15 protein-coding genes are annotated in these 21,138 nt (G+C 64.2%); 11 read left to right on the plus strand and 4 right to left on the minus strand.

Annotation, left to right across the window (positions count from 1 at the left end; all coding sequences use genetic code 11):
- Positions 1–74 precede the first annotated feature (74 nt).
- From GXY33_07440 to GXY33_07450, 3 genes are read left to right on the plus strand one after another with little or no spacing between them, the layout of a single operon-like run.
- Complete coding sequence (locus GXY33_07440; protein NLX04961.1) at positions 75–1,691, plus strand: family 10 glycosylhydrolase; 1,617 nt, start codon at positions 75–77, stop codon at positions 1,689–1,691.
- Positions 1,688–4,120 (plus strand): hypothetical protein, encoded by a 2,433-nt coding sequence (locus tag GXY33_07445; GenBank protein ID NLX04962.1) that lies wholly within the window; start codon positions 1,688–1,690, stop codon positions 4,118–4,120. Before GXY33_07440 ends, GXY33_07445 begins: the two co-directional genes overlap by 4 nt.
- 33 nt (positions 4,121–4,153) lie before the next feature.
- Positions 4,154–7,021, plus strand: a complete 2,868-nt coding sequence (locus GXY33_07450; protein ID NLX04963.1) for a hypothetical protein — start codon at positions 4,154–4,156, stop codon at positions 7,019–7,021.
- A 19-nt stretch (positions 7,022–7,040) separates the two neighbouring features.
- Here the strand turns inward: GXY33_07450 and GXY33_07455 are convergent, their stop codons facing one another.
- Positions 7,041–9,017 carry an alpha-galactosidase gene (locus tag GXY33_07455; GenBank protein ID NLX04964.1) on the minus strand — a complete coding sequence of 659 codons (1,977 nt, stop codon included), beginning with the start codon at positions 9,015–9,017 and terminating at the stop codon, positions 7,041–7,043.
- A 245-nt stretch (positions 9,018–9,262) separates the two neighbouring features.
- Here GXY33_07455 and GXY33_07460 point away from each other — a divergent pair, with 245 nt between their 5' ends.
- Positions 9,263–12,322, plus strand: coding sequence for a hypothetical protein (locus tag GXY33_07460; protein ID NLX04965.1), 3,060 nt, complete (start codon positions 9,263–9,265; stop codon positions 12,320–12,322).
- A gap of 91 nt (positions 12,323–12,413) precedes the next feature.
- Here GXY33_07460 and GXY33_07465 read toward each other — a convergent pair whose 3' ends face one another.
- A complete protein-coding gene (locus tag GXY33_07465; GenBank protein ID NLX04966.1) occupies positions 12,414–12,869 on the minus strand; it encodes a peroxiredoxin in 456 nt (151 codons plus the stop codon).
- Positions 12,870–13,042: 173 nt separating this feature from the next.
- Here GXY33_07465 and GXY33_07470 point away from each other — a divergent pair, with 173 nt between their 5' ends.
- Positions 13,043–14,797 carry a carbamoyltransferase HypF gene (locus tag GXY33_07470; GenBank protein ID NLX04967.1) on the plus strand — a complete coding sequence of 585 codons (1,755 nt, stop codon included), beginning with the start codon at positions 13,043–13,045 and terminating at the stop codon, positions 14,795–14,797.
- Between the two features lie 42 nt (positions 14,798–14,839).
- A complete protein-coding gene (gene hypD, locus GXY33_07475) occupies positions 14,840–15,925 on the plus strand; it encodes a hydrogenase formation protein HypD (GenBank protein ID NLX04968.1) in 1,086 nt (361 codons plus the stop codon).
- A gap of 60 nt (positions 15,926–15,985) precedes the next feature.
- Here the strand turns inward: hypD and GXY33_07480 are convergent, their stop codons facing one another.
- Complete coding sequence (locus GXY33_07480; GenBank protein ID NLX04969.1) at positions 15,986–17,026, minus strand: hypothetical protein; 1,041 nt, start codon at positions 17,024–17,026, stop codon at positions 15,986–15,988.
- A 165-nt stretch (positions 17,027–17,191) separates the two neighbouring features.
- Between GXY33_07480 and GXY33_07485 the strand changes: the two genes are divergently transcribed.
- The 5 genes from GXY33_07485 (at position 17,192) to sugE (ending at position 20,715) form a co-directional block, all read left to right on the plus strand.
- Positions 17,192–17,779, plus strand: a complete 588-nt coding sequence (locus GXY33_07485; protein NLX04970.1) for a flavodoxin family protein — start codon at positions 17,192–17,194, stop codon at positions 17,777–17,779.
- Between the two features lie 64 nt (positions 17,780–17,843).
- Complete coding sequence (locus GXY33_07490; GenBank protein ID NLX04971.1) at positions 17,844–18,464, plus strand: hypothetical protein; 621 nt, start codon at positions 17,844–17,846, stop codon at positions 18,462–18,464.
- Between the two features lie 27 nt (positions 18,465–18,491).
- Positions 18,492–18,797: a hypothetical protein gene (locus tag GXY33_07495; GenBank protein NLX04972.1), complete on the plus strand. Its 306-nt coding sequence runs from the start codon at positions 18,492–18,494 to the stop codon at positions 18,795–18,797.
- An 81-nt stretch (positions 18,798–18,878) separates the two neighbouring features.
- Positions 18,879–20,039: a lipid-A-disaccharide synthase gene (lpxB, locus tag GXY33_07500; protein ID NLX04973.1), complete on the plus strand. Its 1,161-nt coding sequence runs from the start codon at positions 18,879–18,881 to the stop codon at positions 20,037–20,039.
- A gap of 358 nt (positions 20,040–20,397) precedes the next feature.
- Positions 20,398–20,715, plus strand: a complete 318-nt coding sequence (sugE, locus tag GXY33_07505) for a quaternary ammonium compound efflux SMR transporter SugE (GenBank protein NLX04974.1) — start codon at positions 20,398–20,400, stop codon at positions 20,713–20,715.
- 212 nt (positions 20,716–20,927) lie between these two features.
- Here the strand turns inward: sugE and GXY33_07510 are convergent.
- Positions 20,928–21,138: ADP-ribosylglycohydrolase family protein (locus GXY33_07510; GenBank protein NLX04975.1), on the minus strand; the 211-nt coding region annotated here is incomplete at its 5' end.

Below are 21,138 nucleotides of genomic sequence, written 5' to 3' on the forward strand. Positions count from 1 at the left end.
TAACCCTGATACACGACAATCGAACAATCGAGCTTTCCGCGGAGCACATCGCAGCCAGAGACCGCCGGCGGCGGATGGTGTTCAATTTCGACACCGGCTGGGGCGGCGATCCGGAGCTGGACGGATCCGACATTCACGCATGGCTCGAAAAGTGGTTCGAGCGATTCCGAGGCGACCCGCAGAGCCAGCTCGATACGATCTCGTGGTGCTGGTCCGAGGGCGGCTGGGCGCCGTACCCCGGCAGCACGGTCCTGCCCGTCTATGAGGGATATCGCAAGTGGATCGACGCGGGCGTCGACCCGGTGCGGATCTCGCTGGACGAGTCGAAGCAGCGCGGCCTGGAGAACTGGTTCTCGTACCGGATCAACACCGAGAACGACTTTGTGGGTCTGGCCGGCTGGTCAGTGCGGACTCCCACCATGGAGACCCACCCACAGTGGCTGCGGCCCTCCATGTGGCCGCAGTGGAAGGTCTACAACTTCGATATCCCGCAGGTCCGGGCGTACAAGCTGGGGATCATCCGCGAGGCGGTTCAGCGGTACGACTTCGACGGCTTCGAGATCGATTGGCGGGCGGGCGGCGGATGGGCCCTGCCGCAAGGCTGGCGCTGGGACAAGCGGCGGGCCCTGACCGAGTTCATGCGGTCGGTGAGACGGATGACCCTGGAGGAGGAGCGCACGCGGAATCGGCCGGTCCTGCTGATCGCCCGCGTGGGCGATTGCGTCGAAGGCTGCCGCCTTGACGGGTTCGACGTCGAAGCCTGGGCCAAGGAAGGTCTGGTGGACATTCTGGTCGTCGGAGGCCGGTCGATCGACGTCGACATTGCCGGGTTCCGCCAGGCGACCGAGGGCACGGGAGTCCGGATCATCCCGTTCAACGACGACTGCCACGCGTCCAACGGCTATACCCAGCCGCCGATCGAGGTGTTCCGCGGGCAGTTCGCCAACTGGTGGAACCAGAAGCCGGACGGGGTCTGCACGTTCAACTTCTTCGCACCGTGGGCCCCGAACGGCGGCGAGCACTGCTACCGGCAGGTCTGGCGAGAACTGGGCAGTCCCGAGACGCTGCGGCTCAAAGACAAGACTTTCGTGGTGCAGCGGCGGTTCGGCGAGGGCGGGATCGACATCGCCCGGATGGGGAACTACCTGGGCACCAACCGTTTCGCCCAACTGCCGGCGAAGCTGGCAAACGACGGCGATCTCGATACGTCGGTGTTCCTGACCGTCGGCGACGACGTGGCCCAGGATGCCGCCCATATCGAGGAGTTGACGTTGCGGCTGGTGCTTTCCGACCCGTCGGCCGCCCAACTGCCGGCGGAGGCGCGCATCGCTCCGGAACCGTTCATCGCCTGGGATGCGTATCCCAAGCAGGATCTGTTCCCGCCGGCCAAAGGAATCGAGGACGTTCTTGAGGTCACGTTCAACGGCGTGGCCCTGGCCCGCGGGCGGGTGGCGTTCGGCACTTCCCGCTTCGGTTGCGACGACATCCGGCACCCGTTTGTGGCGTTTGACGTGAACCCCGACTGGGTCGCCCTCGGTCGGAACATCGTCGGCGTGCGCCTGAAGGGTGCCGATCGGGCAGGCCAGCAAGAGATGTCGATCGAGAAGGTGGAGTTACACATTCGGTATAGAGACGACCATGCCGGCATTTCGCCGGTTCCGTCACAAAAGGAACAAAGGAATACCTCATGACCAAGCCAACGTCACAGGAAATGTCGATGACGCGGCAGTGGGCCCAGGCGAAGCTCGGGGTTTCGTTGAACGAGGCAACGGAATCGACCGGCAGCCTCACCGCGGTGCACCAGAACTGGCACATCTGCCACAAGAACCGCTCGATCGAGAACACCCCGCTCCAGATCGGCCGCAAAAAGTTCGCCCGCGGCCTCGCAACCCACACGGTCAGCGAAATCATCGTGCGCCTGCCCTCAGCGGGCAAGACGTTCACCGCGAAAATCGGCCGCGACCAGAACTTCATGGTCGCCCACGAACGCACCGACATCGCGTTCGTGGTCGAGGTCGAAGGCAAAGAGGTCTTTCGGTCGCAGGCCTTCTGCGGCGGCGAACCACCGGTGGCGATCTCGGCCCCGCTCAAGGGCGCCCGCCAGTTCGTGCTCCGGGTGGTCGGACAGGCCGATTTCGGCCACGGCGACTGGGCCGAGGCCCGCGTGGAGCTCAAGAACGGCAAGAAACTCTGGCTCGACGAACTGCCGTTCTCAGGCCTGACGCCGGACCTCTCGGAACAACCGCCGTTCTCGTTCACCTACGGCGGCGAGCCCTCCGAAAAGCTGCTCGGCCAGTGGCAGCGGCAGACCAAAATCGAAACGCCGGACGCGACTCGCACGCGCCAGACGACAACCTGGCGCGACCCGCGCAGCGGCCTGCTCGTAACGTGCGAGGCAACGGCGTACTCCAACTTCCCCGCAACCGAGTACGTCCTGTACTTCAAGAACACCGGCCCTAAAGACACGCCGATCCTGGAAAACGTTCGAACGCTGGATGCGCGGTTCTCCCGGGCGGGCGCCGAAGCCGAGATGACGCTCTTCCGCTCGCGCGGCAGCGACTGCAAGGTCGATGATTTCGAGCCGATCGAGCAGAAGCTCGAACCGAAGCAGGAGGTGACGGTGGGCGGCGTCAACGGCCGCTCGTCGACGGCGACCCTGCCGTTCCTGAACGTGCGAACACCGGCCAACGGAGTGATGCTCGGGGTCGGCTGGAGCGGCCAATGGACGGCGACGCTGCGGCGGGATGAAAAAACGAATCTCGATGTCCAGGCCGGACTGGAACGGGTGCATACGGTCCTTCAGCCGGGCGAGAAGATCCGCATGCCGCGAATGCTCCTGTTGTTCTGGCAGGGCGAGGCGATGCGCGGCCACAACCTCCTGCGGCAGTTCATCCTGGCCCATCACACGCCGCAGCCGGGCGGCCGGCAACTGCGTTCGCCGATCGCCCACGGGAACTGGGGCATGCTCCACGTGAACGAGCACCTCAAGCGTATCCGGGCCATGCTGGACCACAACATCCCGTTCGAATACTACTGGATCGACGCCGGCTGGTACGGGGCGTGCCGCCAGGTGCAGGACTGGTGGAATCAAGCGGGCAACTGGTTCATCAACCGCGACCTGTATCCCGACGGCTTCCGCCCAATCAGCGATCTGCTGCACAAGCACGGCAAGAAGTTCCTGCTATGGTTCGACCCGGAACGGGCCTATCGCGGAAGCCAGATCCATCGCGAGCATCCCGAGTGGGTGGTCGATCTGGGCGAACAGGAACCGGTCATGCTGGTTAACCTGGGGATCGACGAAGCGAGACGCTGGGTCACCGACCACATCTCCAGGATGATCGAGGACGAGGGCATCGACATCTACCGCCACGACTCGAACATCGACCCGCTGCCGTATTGGAACAAGATTGAGACGCCCGACCGCGTCGGCATGGCCGAGATCCGCCACATCGAGGGCCTCTACGCGTTCTGGGATGCGCTGCTGGAACGGCACCCGAACCTGGTCATCGACAACTGCTGCAGCGGCGGGCGGCGGATCGATCTGGAAACCACCGGGCGGAGCATTCCGCTCTGGCAGAGCGACTTGCAGTGCTGCCCGTGGTACAACCCGATGGGCAGTCAGACCCAGAACCTGGGCCTCTCGCACTGGGTCCCGCTCCACAGCACCGGGGCCAACCGCGTCGGCGACGAGTACGACTTCCGCAGCGCGGTGGCCAGCGGCTTCGTGTGCAACTGGGCGGGCCTCGGCGATGCGGGCTTTCCGTACGCCGAGATGAAACGGCTGATGGAAGAGGTCTTCGTCATCCGCGACTACCACTACGGCGACCTCTACCCGCTGACCTCGTGCGTGGTCGGCGATGAGGTCTGGCTCGCCTACCAGCTCGACCGGCCGGACCTCAAGTCAGGGATCGTCCTGGCGTTCCGGCGCAAGGATTGCCCGTATCCGGCTCTGTCGGTGCAATTCCGCAGCCTCAAGGCCGCGGCGCGGTATAAAATCAGTTACTCGAACGGGGCCAAAAGCATCACCCGTTCCGGCCGCCAGCTCATGGAGCAAGGGCTGGAAATCCGCCTGGACCAACGGCCCTGCTCGGTCCTGATCCGTTACGCCCAGGTCAAATAGGTCCCAAATAAACCCGATTTTCCGGAGGATGCCATGAAACGCTTGCTGCTCGCGGCGGTCGTTTTCGCCTGCGCCGCTTCGGCGTCGGCCCAATGGTCGGATGTCACGTACGATCTGAACGCGGGCGAGGAAAGCCGCGTCTACGGCCCCGACCGGCACTACACGTCGGTCCGCCCGAAAGACGGGCAGTGGACCTTCTCAGCCGGCCTGGGCAACCACCCCGCAAGCCTGGAGGACGGGCGGATCGAAGTGCATTCGGCATCCGTCGTGCAGTTCGGCAAGTACAACGCCGCCTCCGGCAACGCCGGCCGCAGCAGCCACGTGACGTTCAAGGTGCGGCTCTCGGAACCGATCAGCGGCGCGACATGGCGGATCGGCACCATCGGCCGGAACGTCAGCGCGGGAGCAAAACTCGCCGCCCGGTACAGCACTGATGGCGAGCACTGGACCGACGCCTACGTCTGTCCAGCCGGAGGATCCGGCAACGTGCCGGTCCCTGACCAGGCCCTGCGGTTCGACTCCCCGACCACCGCCCTGTACTTCGGCTGGTATGCCGACGTGCCGGAGGGCCAGACCGGCTGGTGGCTGATCGGAAGCACCGGAGAATTCACGTTCGCGCCGGCCAAACAAAACGCGACGCCGGCCGCCGCGCCCGTGGCCGGCGAGGATATCGACCTCCAGGGCCCGCGTTTCATCCCGAACGAGTTCTTCGGAACCACCACGCACGTCAACTCCGAGGGCACGATGCGGTTGCTGGATGAGCTGAACATCCGGACGGTGTCGATCAACTTCCGCTGGCCGGTTCTGGAGTTCGGCCGCGGAGAATACGCGTGGTCCAAAGAACGCGATTTCGGCAAGGGCAACTGGGTCATCGACAGCGCCGATCTGGGCGTGGAACACGGACTCGACCAGGTTCCGATGATCGACCAGCCGCCGGCGTGGGCGACGGGCGAAAACGGCACCTATCCCAACGACGAATCGGTCGAGGCGTTCGAGGAGTTCTGCTATCAGATCGCCACGCACTACAAAGGCAAGATCAGATACTGGATAGCCAACAATGAACCCGACATGGCCATCTGGAAAGACCGGTTCATCGTCTTCCTCAAGGCGATGCACAGCGGGATCAAGCGGGCCGACCCGGAAAACAAGGTCCTGCTCGCGGGTTTCGCGGGCGTCGAATCGCAGCAGCTCGAAGCCGTCTACCGACTCGGCGGCAAGGACTACTTCGACATCCTGACCTCGCACCCCTACACCCGCCCGCTGCCGCCGGAGGCCGGACTCCTCGAGCGGATGGAGGCCAACTACCGCGTGATGAAAAAGTACGGCGACGACAAGCCGATCTGGATCACCGAAATGGGCTGGAACGGCGTCGAAGCCGACACCCTCGAATACTGCCGTCACCAGTGGCCGGACCACCGGGCCTATTCCTGCACCGAAGAGGAACAGGCGCGGTACCTGGCCCGCGGGCACCTGCTGGCCGCGACCATGCCGTGGGTCGAACGCTTCTTCTTCTTCCACCTCCATCAGGAGCACCCCTACGACCAGGCCCTGCCCGGCGCGGACGGCTACATGGGCCTGTTCAGTCCGTGGATCGACGGAAACGTCCGGCCGAAGGAGGCGTGGTTCGCGGTCAAGACGGTCATCGCGATACTCAACGAGGCCAACTACGTCGGCCAGATCGATATGGGCTCGCGAATCTGGGCCCTGATGTTCGAACGCGACAACGAAACCACGTTTGCGATCTGGAGCCTCGATGACGGCGTGACGCTGACCGTCGATGACGGCTCGGCGATCAAGACCGTGACGGGCATGGTGGGCACGCCGGTGCTGGCACTCGACGGCAAGCTGCCGGTTTCGGGTCGGCCGATCTACGTCAAGACCGACCGGGCCGATCGCGAGGCGTTCGCCGACAAGCTTCGCAACGCGACGATCGAGGGGGGAAAGGTGTTCGAACTGGCGGTCGGACTGGACATGGAACGGACCGAGGCGGCCACACCGTGCATCGACGTGCGGCTGACCAACGTCGGCAATGCAACGCAAAAAACCCCAGCCGTGTTCGTCGAGGTCGAAGAGCCGTGGCAGACCAAGACGGAGAAGGTCGCCGACGGCCACTCCCTCGCCGCCGGCGAGGAAGGCGTCTATCCGATCGAACTCTCCGGGCCGCGGACCGGCGGTGAGGTCGTCTTGCGGGCCAAAGCCCACTTCTTCCACGGCGAACGGTTCCTGCGCGACGAGCGAACTATCCGCTACGTGACCGCCGGCGCCGTGCCAGCCGGATTCAAAGCCGACGGCGACCTGGCCGAGTGGGCCGATGCCACGCCGGTGGCCATCGGCGAGGTCCAGGATCAGCGGGACATGCCCGGCTGGGCCGGACCGGATGACTGCTCCGGCCGATGGTATGCCGCTTGGGACCAGGACAACCTCTACTTCGCCGCCGCGATCCGCGACAACGTCCACGTCCAAAAGACAGATACCGTACATGCGGGCGACATCTGGCGGTCGGACTCGATCCAACTGGCGATCGACGCCGCCGGCGACGCCAAGCCATCGTCCAACGTGCCGCAATACGACAACGTCAACGACTACGAACTCGGCTTCGCCCTCGGCGCCGAAGGCCCGCTGGACTGGATCTGGGTGAGCCCGGGCGATCAGCCGGGCCAAGCGAACTTCAAACAACTGGCCGTGGTCCGCGACGAGACGGCGAAGGTCACCTACTATGAAGCCGCGATCCCGTGGTCCATCCTGAAACTGCCCGGTTCGCCCGAAGGCCGATGGATCGGCTTCAACGTGCTCGTCAACGACGACGACGGCGAAAGCCGTCGCGGCTGGATCAACTGGGCCCCGGGCATCGGAAACTGGAAAGACCCAAGCCTGTTCCCCAAAATGCGGATGGTTAAATAGCGCAGCCGTCGGCGCACGCTCAGTCGGCCTTCTTGTACCTGATGATGCCGGCCGCCGGGCACTCCTTGAGCGCGACCTGAACGCCCTCGATCATCAGGTCGCCGCCCGACATGCGCGTGACCGTTCCCGTATCAGGATCGGTCACGTCATAGTCCGCCTCAGCCGTCAAACCGCGCAACCGGCAGCGAAGCGTCTCCTCGCGGCATTGCTCCCGGCGAAACGCCTGCACGACGCCCTCGCCCAGATCGGGCCGGTCAAACTGCCAGGCCAGCCATCTATCCGCGTCGAGACTGTACGGCGTAAGCGGATAATAATCGCCGGTAAAACACCGGCGAACGGCAAGATATTCTCTGAGAATGCGCCGAAAGACATCGACGTCGATCCGCTCGCGCACGTCCGCCGGTTTGCCGCCCGCCCACGTCAGCACCATGGCCGGAGCATAGCCGCTGCGCAGGGCGTACGGGCCGAAACGGGCGGACAGCGGCACCGCCGCCGCGTGCAACGGAAGCCACAACGACAGGCCATACGTCATCCCCTGGCTCGACGCCGGGTCGAACTCATGGCTGGCCTGGCTGTCCGAACGCCAGAGGATGGCGCTGCGCTTGATCGTCTCCAGATCGAGCTTCCGGCCGCCGCAGCCGCAGTTGTCGATCAGCAGATCCGGATCGCGCTCCAGCAGCCCGTCCCAAAAGGCGTAAAAGCCTTCATTGTAGCGAATCTGCTTCATCCCCAGACGGTCGGGATCGCTGCTCCGTGGCCAGATGTGCGTACCGTCGACGCGAAAGACGTCGATGCCGTACTCGGCGATGATCCGGGCGTAATAGTCGATCATGAAGGCGTTGACCTCCGGATCGCCGTGATCGAGGCCGTAGAACACCTGGTCGCCGAAAATCTTGTCAGAGAACGGCTCGCCGACCCACTCGGGATGGTCCCTGGCGATATCCACGCCGGGATACACGCTGTTGGGCACGAACCACAGCAGGAACTTCATGCCGTGCTGCCGGGCGGCGTCGGAAACGGGCCGAATGCCGTCGGGAAACAGGTCCGGGTTAGGCTTGCGATCGGACTGGTGCGCAGCCCACTCGCCGTCGGCCTCGCCGCACCACTTCGCATCCATCCAGTAGCAGTCGACCGGCAGATCGTTCTGGACATACCACTCCATGTCCGCGATATGCCCCGCGGCGTTCATCCAGTTGCCCCACACGCAATGGGCGATCAATCCCTCAAACGGCCTGCCGCCCGGACGCGGCGAGTAGTATTCCAACAGCAATCGCCGCCACCGGTTGTGGGCGTCGATGCGATCGCCGCTCCAGAACAATACGAGCACGCGAGGCGAGCGAATCTTCTCGCCGGGCCGGAGCTTCAGATGCAGACCGTCCATCCCGTCACGGATACGGACCCCGCCCTCCGAAACGCGGGCAAACTCAGCCGTCCAGGGCCCCGTCCACCCCAAAGCGGCGATCAGGCCCTCGCTTCCCGTCTGGAGATTGAAAAACGGCATAGATTCGACGGAGGGGCTTCCGCTTGGCTCGTCGCCCGATGTGCATGTGTGCCAGCCATGGGAGTGCAGATTGACCGTCTGACCGGGCTGAATGGGCGTGGCAAGCGGCTGATAGTCGCCAAACTCGCCCGCGCTGCCTTTGGCATGGTGAAGGACCGGACCCTCACTCCCAGCGTCGGTCGCCAAATCGATCGATTTCAGGCCTTCCAGAACGAGGGTGTCATCTTTTCCAACGTTCTCGAAATGAACGATCCACTCCACGGCCGCCCAATCGGCATACTCGATGCCCTCGCAGATGACCCGCAGGCCGCTCCGCGGGTCGGTCCACGTTCGCATATGGCGAACACGCCCGTCGTCGATGCGATTGCTATCGACCCCATGAGGCCACGCGGCCAAACACTCAGCGGATGACCGGTTGCCATAAACGAACGAAAACGGGAGCGACGCCGCTTGGCCGCGCAGCCCATCCACGACCCGACTCTGTATCGTGTGCATGTCAATTGATCCTCAACATCCCGTGGTATGATCGGGACATCCGCGGAGTACGTCAAGAGGCTGGAATTCGCCGGGCGAGAAACCCGGCGATGATCGCCGAACGCCATCAGGTGGCAAATCGACGATCGTGAGAAAACACTGGAATCTCCCTTAGAAATAATAGCCAGTAGTGGCCGACTGGTCGCGCTGAGGCGAAAACGCTTTTCCGTCGTCTGAAGACAACGAACCGTCGGAAGGAGCAGATCATGTCTGGCCGATCCCGGAGTCCTCTGGCTGTGGTTGGAGTGTGTCTTCTGTTGACGTGGTTCATCGGCACGTGGATCCCCGGCTGCGGAGGGCCCGGTCTCGAAGACCCCAATGACACCGTCGAGAAGCTCTTTCCAGCCAAGGATGTCGAAACGGTTCGCAACGCCGCCGTCGCGTTCGACGAACTGCTCAAGACCAACTCGCGTGAGGCGGCCCGCACCGCCCTCGTCCAGAAACTCCTGAATGAGGACGAAAACGTCGACTCCGCCCAGCTGTTCGAGGACGGCTACAGCATCTACATCGAATTTAAGGACGGCTGCGCCGGCATCGTCGATACCACCGACCATGCCGCCTTGCTCGAACGCGCCGACGAACCCGATAACGGGCCCTGGACCCAGTCCGACGCCGTTGCCAAGCACGCCGATGCCGGATCGCCCGGAGCCAGGTCGCCGACCGCCGATCGCCGCTTCGCCGCCAAGTCCAGCGACGGCCTGGATCTCCAGACTCCCGGCTCGCGCACCGTCAAGATCATCGACGCCGCCGGCGTCACCACGCCCTACTGCAAGATCATCGCCCAGAACGCCCGTCAGATGCTCCTCGACCGCGGGTGGGACGAGAACGATATCTCGCTCAAAACCCGGACCGACACCAGCGTGACTCCGCAGGATTTCTTCCAGCTTAACGACGCCGGAATCGTCATCCTCATCGGGCACACCTACCACGGGACCTCAAAAAAGACCGGCCAGATGATGTACTTCTTCCAGTGCTGTGCGAACGCGGACTTCACCGGCGTCGACGGCGCCCAAGCCCAGGCCCTCTATGAGAAGATGCGCGACGAAAAGAAACTCCTCGTCACCACCGCCACCGATGATGCAACCGGCGAACAGGGCGAGCAACTGGTTTTCCGCAGCGACGCGTTTGGAGAAAACTTCGCCGGCAACTTCCCCAACAGCTACGTGCACCTGGTCTCCTGCTCTTCCTGGCAGTACCGCGACGAATTCAAGCAGGCCGGCTGCGGCAGCTTCACCGGATGGGACGGCCGCGAGATCTGGCGCGACGGTTGCGACGGTCTCCTCGGTTCGCTGTTCGCCATGATGCACCCCGATGGGGCCATGACCGACGCACAGGCCCACGCCGCCATCGCCGAATGGGGCTACGGCGTCAGCCATCCTGATCCGCAGCCCTCCATTCTCATGCAGGAGCCCGGCGAGAAGGCCTTCTACCTGCCCGCCTGGCTCCAAGCCGAGGTGGATATCTCCACCCTGCCCGAGGAGACCGACAAGCTCGTCGTCGAGATCGCCTACAGCGATGACTGTCCGCCCGAAACCTTCGAGTTCTCCCTCGCCGAGCTGGAGGCCGACGACGGCACGATCGATCTGGGCGACGTGTTTCCGGTCGATGCGACGATGACCCTCAAGGCCCTGGACGCCGAAGACGCCCTGCTTAAAACACGCGACATGCTGGTCGCCTTCGAATGCGGCAGAAACGAGGAGGAACTGGCCTTCTGCCTCGGAGATCTCGACCTGATGTTGGGAGCCTACCCTGCCGAAGGCGACGGCGCCGTCCACCACATCGACGTGTCCTTCGACTATGCCAGCGACGAACTGACCGACCCAGCCGCGGTCCAGGTGACGCCAAGCGACGAGTCGATCACCGCCTGGACCAGGCTGGAGGCCGGCGCCGGAGCCCTGACCACCACAGCCTACAATGCCGTCGGCGAAATCGTCGGACGCAGCGAAACCGTCCTGTCGGTCGATTGCGGCGAAAACGTCCAGGACGTCTGCTACGGCTGGATCAAGGTCCAGGCCGACGAACTGCCGCCGGATGCCGAGCGGGTGGACATCCAAGCCGACGGCGGAGCGGCCGGAGACCTCACGGGTACGTTCGCTCCGGGCGAAGCGGTCTACCTCTACGGATACGACGTTGGCGACACCGTGGAGATCGACGCCGACGTCTTCGGGGCGTACGATTCGGACCTGGGCTCCGATTCGACCACCGTCACGATTGTCTGCGGCGAGAACCTTGCCGTCGTCGGGGTCTATCAGTACGGCATCGCCATGTCCGCCGACACCGAGGAGATCCCCGCCGACGGAACCACCGCTGCGACCGTCACCGCCACCCTCCGCAAGTGGGCCGAAGGCGACGTCCTGGCCCCCACCGGCGACCCGATCCCCGGCAAACAGGTCGAGTTCTTCACCGATTTCGGCGACCTCGCCGAGCCCACCACTGCCACCTCCGGCGCCGACGGCAAAGCCACCGTCCAACTGACCGGAACCGCCAACGGCATCGCCTGCGTCGGCGCCGCCGTCACCGCCGACCTCGTCGAATCGAACAACCGGGCCGTCGTCGCCATCGGACAGGTCGTCCGCATCCTCCCCGAGGAAATCACCATCAACTACGACCAGATCGCCGAAATGACCGCCGACGTCAGGCCCACCCCGGCCGAGGACACCCATATCGTCTACTACTGGAGGATTAAGTCCTCCTTCGGACACCTCAACGGCGGGACCCCCGACGCCTTCCACGAATTCGTCGAGACCGACCAGCCCGCCTGCGTCTACCGCCCTCGCGGAAACGGTGAGGCCGTGGACGCCAACCGCCAGATCCTCGAACTCACCGCCTTCCGCGTCGAAAACGGCAACCGTACCCTCCTGGGTACCGCCCAGGCCAAAATCGCCGTCGTCGCACCCACCAGCATCGAACTCCCCGTCGCCTACTTCGAGTGGCAGGGGACCGAGCCCGCTGGTCAGGAGCAGATGTACTGGATCAACGCCGGGTGGACCTGGGATCCCATGCCCAAAGCCGTCCAGTACGACATCATGCTCCATACCAACGGCAACGATCCCGACGGCGTGCCCGATGATGGCGACGTCTGGGTTAAGACCGGCGATGAGTACAGCGACACTGAGGACTACTACTACATCAACTACCCGCGAAGCAAGAAGTTCCACATCGGTCCCGGATGGGGCAGCGTGCAGGAGGAGATGCAGACCCCCTACGACTACATCACCAACCGCACCGCCGGATGGACTATCACGGTCAAACCGAGATATGAATAGGCCTCGTCAGCGACGCGGACGCACGGTGCCCCTCCCGCAGGCCCTGCGACCCGATCCTGCCGCAGCACGATCGTCACGGCCGGCAGCCCGCTCAGTAATCGAGGGTCAGGATCCGACCGCTCGTGAAGCTGAAAAAAACGTCCTTGTCAGCCAGCCTCACGCCTTCGCCGAGGTCGCTCTCGCGCCTGCCCGCGGCCCTGAGGCAGGTCGGACAGACCATCAGGATCGCCCCGTTGCGACGAAGAGTCTGAAGCTTCTCTCGCAGCCGGCCGTAAGGCTGGACCTGGAAATTCGGCGCATCTCTCAGCAACACCCTCACGCCCTCCAGATCCGCATAGACCAGAACCGGCCGATCCGCACTCATGATCTCAGCCATCTGCAGGGCCATCAGCACGGCGCGGGAGTTGTCCAGCCCCTTGCTCAAATGGATGAACACCCCGTCGCCCCCCACCGGCTGAGTCGTCTGGGCGACGCCCTGGTAAACCGCCACTCCGATCGCCAGCACGGCGACCGCGCCGATCAGTTGGATTCTTCTCGCCTTGCCCATCGCGTCGCTCCTTTAATTACGGCAAACGTCAATGACCGGGCCGCCCCACAGCAGCCCCCCTGCCGCAGATTATACCCGTTCGCCGCAAGGCGACAAGCGCAGCTTGCCGGACCTTCGCATCGGCCGTACAATAGACTGGCTGAACCGGGTGGGCCGGTCGTTGCAGGAGTCGCGTGCGATCCCCAATGGCGGAAAACTCCGAGTGCATACCGACGCTGAGGCTGCTCGACCGCGGCGGCAGCGCGGTCGAAGGCGACCCGATCGCCCGGGCGGCCGGCATGCTCAGATCAGGCAACGTCCTGGCCGTCAAGGACCCGTGCGGATTCCACCTGATCTGCGACGCCGTTTCCACAACCGCGGTGCGGCGCCTGCGACAGTTGCTCCCCCGCCCCTACGCCCCGCTGGCCGTCATGGTCGCCAACACCGAAACCGCCGAGCGATGGTGCGAACTCGACGGCCATGAGCGCAGCCTCCTGGACGACCCGATCCGGCCGATCGTGATCCTCCGACAGAAGCCCGCACAGACTGCTCTGCGCGACATCGCGCCGGGCCTCGATACACTGGGTGTGCGGCTGCCGTACGCACCGCACCATCACCGCCTGTTCGCCCAAGGACTTGCAGCGTTGGTCTACACGGGAGCCGGAATCGCCCACGACCGGGAGGCCCAGAACCGATTCCGCTGCCTCGTGGATGGCTTCCTGACCCACGATCAGCCGCTTGAACGAAGCATGCCCGAAACGGTGCTTCAGCCGCGAAACGCGGGCCGCATGGTCCTGCGCCCCGGCCGCGGACTCTCCCCGCAAACCTTCGACCTTGGCCAAACCGCTCCGGACCCGATCCTGGCGGTGGGAACCGACAACAAGAACACGGTCGCCCTCGTCGAGGGCGGCCGCGCGGTGGTCAGCGAACAGATCGGCGATCTGGCCGACGACGCAGCCTTCGGAAGGTTCAAACAGGTCATCGCCGAGTTAACAGGATCTCTGAAACATCCTCCGCGATCCATCGCCGCCGATCTGGATGGCGACGGCCGCGCCGCCCAATACGCCAACCAGCAACTCGAACTCGAAATGATCCAGGTCCAGCACCACCACGCCCACGCCGTCTCCTGCATGGTCGAACACGGCCTGAACGAACCGCTGATCGCCGTCGTCGCCGACGGAACGGGACTGGGACCGGACGGCACGCTGTGGGGCGGCGAACTCCTCCTGGCCGAACGCGCGGCGTTCCAGCGGCTCGGCCACCTCCAGTACTACCGCCTGCCGGGAGGGCGCACCGCCGCGAGGCAGACCTTCCGACCGGCCCTGGCATTGCTGCACCAGGTCTTCGGCGATCAGACGCTGACCCATCCGGTCGCAGCCGAGCTCTGCCCGGACCGCCGGATCCGCAAAGCCATTCTCGATACGATCGTCCGCCAGATCGACTCCCCGCCGACCAGCAGCCTCGGCCGTCTCTTCGACGCCGCCGCGGCCATTACCGGCCTGGCGGGAGTCAACTACCACGCCGCCCACGGCCCGATGCTCCTCGAGGCCCAGGCCAACGGACGAACGGACGAAACCTACGGCTACGAACTGACTCGGCGCGACGGCCTGCTGATCCTGCAGCCGCAGAAGATCATCCGCCAAATGGCCGCCGATGTCGAATCCGCGACCGACCTGAGCCTGATCGCCGACCGCTTCCACAACGCCGTCGCCGCAATGCTGGCCGAAGCAACAGCGGTGCTGGCCAACGAGCGCAACTGCCGGCGGGTCGTGCTCTCCGGCGGATGCTTCGCCAACCGTTGCCTCAGCCGCCGCCTGCGGGAAAACCTCGAACGTTCCGGCCTAGAATGTTATGAACACCGCGAGATTCCCTGCTCCGCCGAGGGTATCTCGCTGGGCCAGGCCGCTTGTGCCGCGGCCCGTCGCATGGCGGATATGCACGATGATTGACAAATCTCAACCGACAACCAACAGCCGGAAAGCGAGTCGCCGATGCCCGATCTGATCGCCAAGGAAAAGAAGGTCCAAGCCGCCCTCGCCGATCTGGCCGCCGACGCCGCCAAACTCAACCGAACCGTGCGGATCATGGAGGTCGGCACAGGACACACCGTCGCCATCCAGCGGGCCGGCATCCGTGCCTTGCTGCCCGAAAACGTCAGACTCATCTCCGGCCCCGGATGCCCGATCTGCACCACCCCCACCGGATATATCGACGGCGCGATCGCCCTGGCCAAACGGCAGAACGTGCTGATCGCCACGTACGAGGATATGCTGCGGGTGCCCGGAACCGAATCCTCCCTCGCCCACGCCCGCGACGACGGCGCCCGCGTGCAAGCCGTCAGCTCCGCCTTCGAGGCGCATCTCCTGGCCAACCACAACCCCGACCAACCGGTCATCTTCGCCGCCGTCGGGTTCGAAGCCTCCGCGCCGACCACCGCCGACGTCCTGACCCGAGCCCGCAACGCGGACCTGCGGAACCTCTTCGTCCTCTCCGCCCACAAACTCATTGTGCCCGCGATGGAGCACGTCGCAGCCGACAACGTCAACCGTATCGACGCCTTCCTCTGTCCGGGCAACCTCAGCGTCATGACCGGCTATCGGGCCTACGAACCCATCGTCGCCCGCCATCGCCGCCCCTGCGTGATCGCCGGTTTCGACCCGCCTCAGATCATCGAAGCCGTCGCCCGCATCGTCGCCCAACTCGCCGACAACGACGCCCGGGTCGAAAACGTCTACACCGCCGCCGTCGGGCCCGACGGCTACGCCCGGGCCTGGGAAATGATCGAACGGGTCTTCCGCGTCGAATCAGCCGAATGGCGAGGCTTCGGCACGATCCCCAACAGCGGCTTGGCAACCAACGACACCTACAAGCGTTTCGACGCCGCACAGGCCTTCGGCATCGACCTCCAGGGCACGGGCGAACGCCCCGGATGCCGCTGCGCCTACGTCATCACCGGCCACATCGATCCGCCCGAATGCCCCCTCTTCGGCCGCGCCTGCACGCCCGAACACCCCGTCGGCACCTGCATGGTCTCCACCGGCGGAGCCTGCCACGCCTGGTACAAATACCGCGGCTGACCGCCGTGCCGTCAGCCACAGGCCGCGCCGCTGCGATGTAGAACCCTCGCGTCCGCGACGCTACACGCCCATCAACGCCTTGCTGACCAGGTCCGCCACGCCCGCCTGATCGCTGTTCTTGCGAAGCCGCTCCAGCTTCTTCGCGTCGATCCGGTCGCAGCACGCGCTGAACCGCTTGAAGTTCCGAATGCTCCGGGCCACCGATTCGGCGTACTGCTTCTCGTTGTCCGTCCCGAACGGCTGAACGTCAAAACCGATCAACCCGCGGTAGTTGTGCTGCTTGAGCACCCACACCGCCGAAAAACAGCCCATCACGTCCGCGTCGCCGAACGCGTAGTCCTGATCGAACGCCGGACGCGACTGGTCGTTCAGGTGCACGTGACCCAGCTTGCCCGCCGCCAGTCCCATCGACAGGTCCAGGGCGTAGCTCAACCCCGCCATCGTCGAGTGCGCCTTCTCCGGATTCAGCCCGACCCACTGGGCGTACTTCGGCTCCATCATCGAGATCAACCCCAGCGCGTCGCCCACCGTCCCGCCGTACATGTAGTTCCGCGGCTCGTTCGGCTTCGGCTCGAAGAGCACCGGAATCATCCGCTCCTCGCCGAACTGCGAAAGCCCGAACTCCACCAGCTCATTGAGCGCGTCCACCATGTACTTCAAATGCGTGACGTGGTCCTTCGCGAACTCGTGGTCGAACCCAGCCGTGCCCACCCAGTAAACGTACACCTCCGCGTCGAGATCCTCGATCCCAGCCGCCAGGTACTTCTTCGAAAAATCGATCGCCATCCGCCGAACCTTCGGATCGGGCGAATCGTACGCCCCGTTGATGAACTCCGGCCGCCGAAACAGGTTCGCGGTCACCATGCCCGTCTTGAGCCCTTCCTTGTCGATCACCTTCCGAAACGCCCTCGCCTGGTCGGCCGGCAACTCCGTGTCGTGAAACTCCAAATGCGTCACGCCCGCCTTCCGCAACAGCGGTAGCTTCTTGGCCAAATCGATCGGCGCCCGCGTGCCCGACGTAAACCGCGACCCGCCGCCGTTGACGTTCCACTCGCCCGCCGCGAACGCCGAACCGAACTTGTGCTGAAACTTCGGAATCATGAACTTGCCTCCGTATGTCCGTTGATATTCCTGTCCGTCGATGGCATTACCATACCGCCGCCGCCCATCCCGGTCAACTCCGCTCCGCCAAACCCGCCGATCTTCCTTGAATGCCCGACGCGGCGCGGTATCATACACCCAAGCCACTTTTCGGGAGGACAATCAATGGCCAAAAAGATCATCGTGCTCGCCGGCAGCCCGCGTAAGGATGGAAACACCAACACTGTCGTCCACTGGTTCGCCGACGCGGCCCGCAAAGCCGGCGGACACGTCGACGTGATCGACACCTCAGCCCTCAACTACGCCGCCACCGGATGCACCGAGTGCATGGGCTGCCAGCGGTCCGACAAATTCGAATGCGTCATCGACGACCAGGCCTCCCCCGTCATCGCCCGAATCCCCGACTACGACGTCCTGGTCCTCGCCACCCCCGTCTTCTGGTTCGGACCCAGCGCCCAACTCAAACTGACCCTCGACCGGACCTTCGCCCTCATGAAATTTGACGACCAGAAAGGCCCCTACGGCCCCGGCAAACCCACCACCCTCTGCCTGATCGCCACCGCCGGCGGCGACCTCGAAGCCGGACTCAACCAGGTCGACGCCACCTTCCGCACCGCCGCCGTCTTCATGAAATGCCGTTACGAATCGCTCCTGGTCCCGCTGGCTCCGCCCAACCCCACGGAACTCCAGGGCCGCGTCGACGTGAAAACCTCAGCCGCCGAACTCGGACGACGAATGGCCACCGAAGCTTGACGCCCGGCGGCGAGCATAGCTATAATCGCCACAAAGTCCACACTCATAGCAGGTAGAGGCAACCATGCAAAAAACAAACCGAATCGGCATCGGCTCGGGATGGCCAAACCTGGCCGCAACCGCCTTACTGACCGTCCTGATCGGCTGCAACGCCCAAACGCGGCGGTTCGAATCCGGTGGTCAGCCCATCGCCCCGGACAAACCCGTCGCCACCGCCCCAGCCGACCGCTCAATGACCGTCCTGCTCCCCGAAAAAATCGACGTCCTGCCCTTCACCAAACCCGCCAGCTTCGACGACGACGCCGTGCCCGACGGCCTCGAAGTCGTCCTGCGCCCCCTCGACGAACTCGGCGACCAGACCAAAGCCGTCGGTACCTTCCGCTTCGAAACCTACGCCTTCCACAAGGCCAGCACCGACCCGCGCGGCCCGCGCCTGGGAATCTGGGAAGTCGACCTCAGCACCCCCGAAGCACAGAAGGAACACTGGGACGCCATCACCCGTACCTACCGATTCCGCCTCGGCTGGGCCGGCGAAAAAATCCAGCCGGGCAAGTACGTCCTCGAAGTCACCTACATCAGCCCCTGGGGCGATCGCCTCAACGCCGTCCACGTCCTCGAGGCCCAGATGCCGCGAGGGCTGATCAAGGAACGGGTCGAGCAACGGCAGCGTCAAGGACTGTTCTAAAAAGGGTTCTTTCAAGGAAGCACGCGAATGAGTTACCGTCTGACCCCCCTGTTGGTGTTGTCCGTCGCACTGATCCTGATCGTCGGCTGCGAAAAGAAACTCACCCGCGACAACTGGGAGATGATCAAGATCGGCGCCTACGAAAAGGTCGACGTCGAAGACACCCTCGGCAAGCCCCAAACCAAGCCCTTCGACGACCTCTGGTGGTATCACGAAGGGTCGCGGGAGGCCAAAATCTACTTCGAAGCCGACGGCACCGTCAAAGCCAAAAAATGGCTCAACGCCAAGACCGGCGAAACCGCCGTCGTCCCCGAAGGCTGGATCGAAAAATAGAACGAACGCCCGGAGTGCGGGAACGAGCCGGGATGCACACATCAACGCGCGGCGAACCCCCGCGATCCAACGGGTAACCACGTGATCATCGTCTCGGCTTTGGACAATTCCGGTCAGGCCCACGCAGCGGACCTGGTGCGGGCCCTGCGAACCCGACTCCCCCACGAGCAATTCGTCGGGGTCGGCGGCAAAGACCTTGCCGCCGCCGGTTGCCAACTCGTCCACGACATCTCCGAAACCTCAGCCATGCTCACCGGCGTGGTCGCCGCGACGAGCTGGGCCATACCCCTCTACCGCGAACTGATCCGACGAATGGCCCACGACGACGTCAAGCTGGTCATCCTCGTCGACAGCCCAACCTTCAACCTCCCGCTCGCCAAAGCCGCAAAAAAACGCGGCATCAAGACCCTCTACTACATCGCCCCGCAAGTCTGGGCCTGGGCCAAATTCCGCGTCCGACGCGTCCGCAAACGAGTCGACCGCCTCGCCGTCATCCTGCCCTTCGAGGAACCCTTCTTCCGCGAACACGGCATCGACGCCACCTTCGTCGGCCATCCCTTCATCCACCGCGTCCGCCAGACCCCGATCGACCCCCATCTCTCAGCCGAACTGGACTCCCTGCCCGGACCGCGAATCCTGCTCATGCCCGGCTCCCGACGCGGCGTCGTCGATCAACTCCTCCCCGTCCAGCTTCGCCTCCTGCAGCGACTCTTCGACCGCTTTCCATCCGCCTCTGCCCAAATCGCCGCATGGCCCGGACTCACCGCCGAAATCGCCCATCAGGTCGACAAATCCGGCCTCGACGTCTCCCTCCGAAAGCTCTCCACCGCACCACACTCCGTCTCGGTCCTCGACGAGCACCGCGCAACCCTGATCGCACGAACCGACCTCGCCCTCGTCGCCTCGGGCACCGCCACCCTCGAAGTCGCCTGGCATGGCCGGCCCATGATCGTCATGTACAACGCCTCCAAACTCATGTACCACGCCGTCGCCCGATGGCTCATCCGCACCAAACACCTCTCGCTCATCAACATCCTCGCCCAACAGCACGTCGTCCCCGAATTCATGCCCTACATCCGAGACGAAAACGAAGTCTTCGACACCGCCGCGTCACTCCTCGCCGACCCCGCCAAGGCCGAACAACTCGGCCGCCAACTCCGACAAACCCTCGCCCCCCTCGAAACCGACCGCGACCCAGCCGACAAAACCGCCGACCTCGCCCTCGACCTCATCAACCGCTGACCGGTCTCTTCGCACCCAAACCCTATACAGCAACCCTTGTGGTTGACCTCCCCCAAATCAACAATCAGCAATCAGAAATCAGCAATTCCCCCTCGTCATCCCCGCGCAGGCGGGGACCCACCCACGTAGGGTGGATGTTCCTACATCCACCATCCCCCTCTCGCCGGCATCGCGAAATGGCCAGCTCGCGCTCCACGGGCACATGAACCCTGGCCAGCAACTTCTCATAAAAAACTCGCAGCATCGCTCCGCCACCTGACAGCCTATAATTGTAGCGCCGGTTCCGGCCCGGACGATGAGCGACGTACCCGGTTAAGACAAGACGACGCACATGGCTTCTGAGGCAAGGAGTGTCACCATGCCGTGGTTGTTGCTTGTCATCGCCGGCCTGATCGAAGCGGCCTGGGCCGTGGGGCTCACGTGCACCGAGGGCTTCACCAAACCCCTTCCATCCGTCCTGACCATCATGGGAATCGTCGTCAGCATGTACCTGCTCGCACTCGCGGCGCGGACACTGCCCATCGGCACAGCCTATGCCGTCTGGGTCGGCATCGGCGCTTTCGGCGCGGTCGTCCTCGGCATCGCGCTCCTCGGCGAGCCCGCCACGCCGGCGAGGCTCTTCTTCCTCTCGCTGTTGATGACCGCGATCATCGGCCTGAAACTCTCAACCCACTGATGCCGATCTCCGCCAACTCCGCCCACAAGTCGTGTAGGGTGGATGTTCCTACATCCACCTTTTCTCTCCGCCGCCGGTATCGCCAGATGGCGAGATCGCGCTCCACGAACACATGAACCCAATGGCGCATGTCCGAACATCCACCCTACGACTGACCGTTCCGGCAATGGCAGACGCGGTGTTCTGCACGGCATTGTCCTGATCGTGCGGTGCTAAATGGTTTTGATTCTCTCCGCCAATTCCAGGGTCTCGTCCGCCAGGGCTGAAATTCGCACTGAGGGATACCCAGCCACCGAGGTTTGCAGGGTGTCGTTGATCGGATCGGTCCATCGGGCGTCGATGCGGTCAACGCCGAACGCGGCTCCGAAAACCGACCCGGCCGTCGCGCCGTTGCAGTCCGTGTCCAACGCCGCCTGAACCGCG

The sequence above is a fragment of the Phycisphaerae bacterium genome (genome assembly GCA_012729815.1).
In the GTDB taxonomy this organism is placed as follows: domain Bacteria; phylum Planctomycetota; class Phycisphaerae; order JAAYCJ01; family JAAYCJ01; genus JAAYCJ01.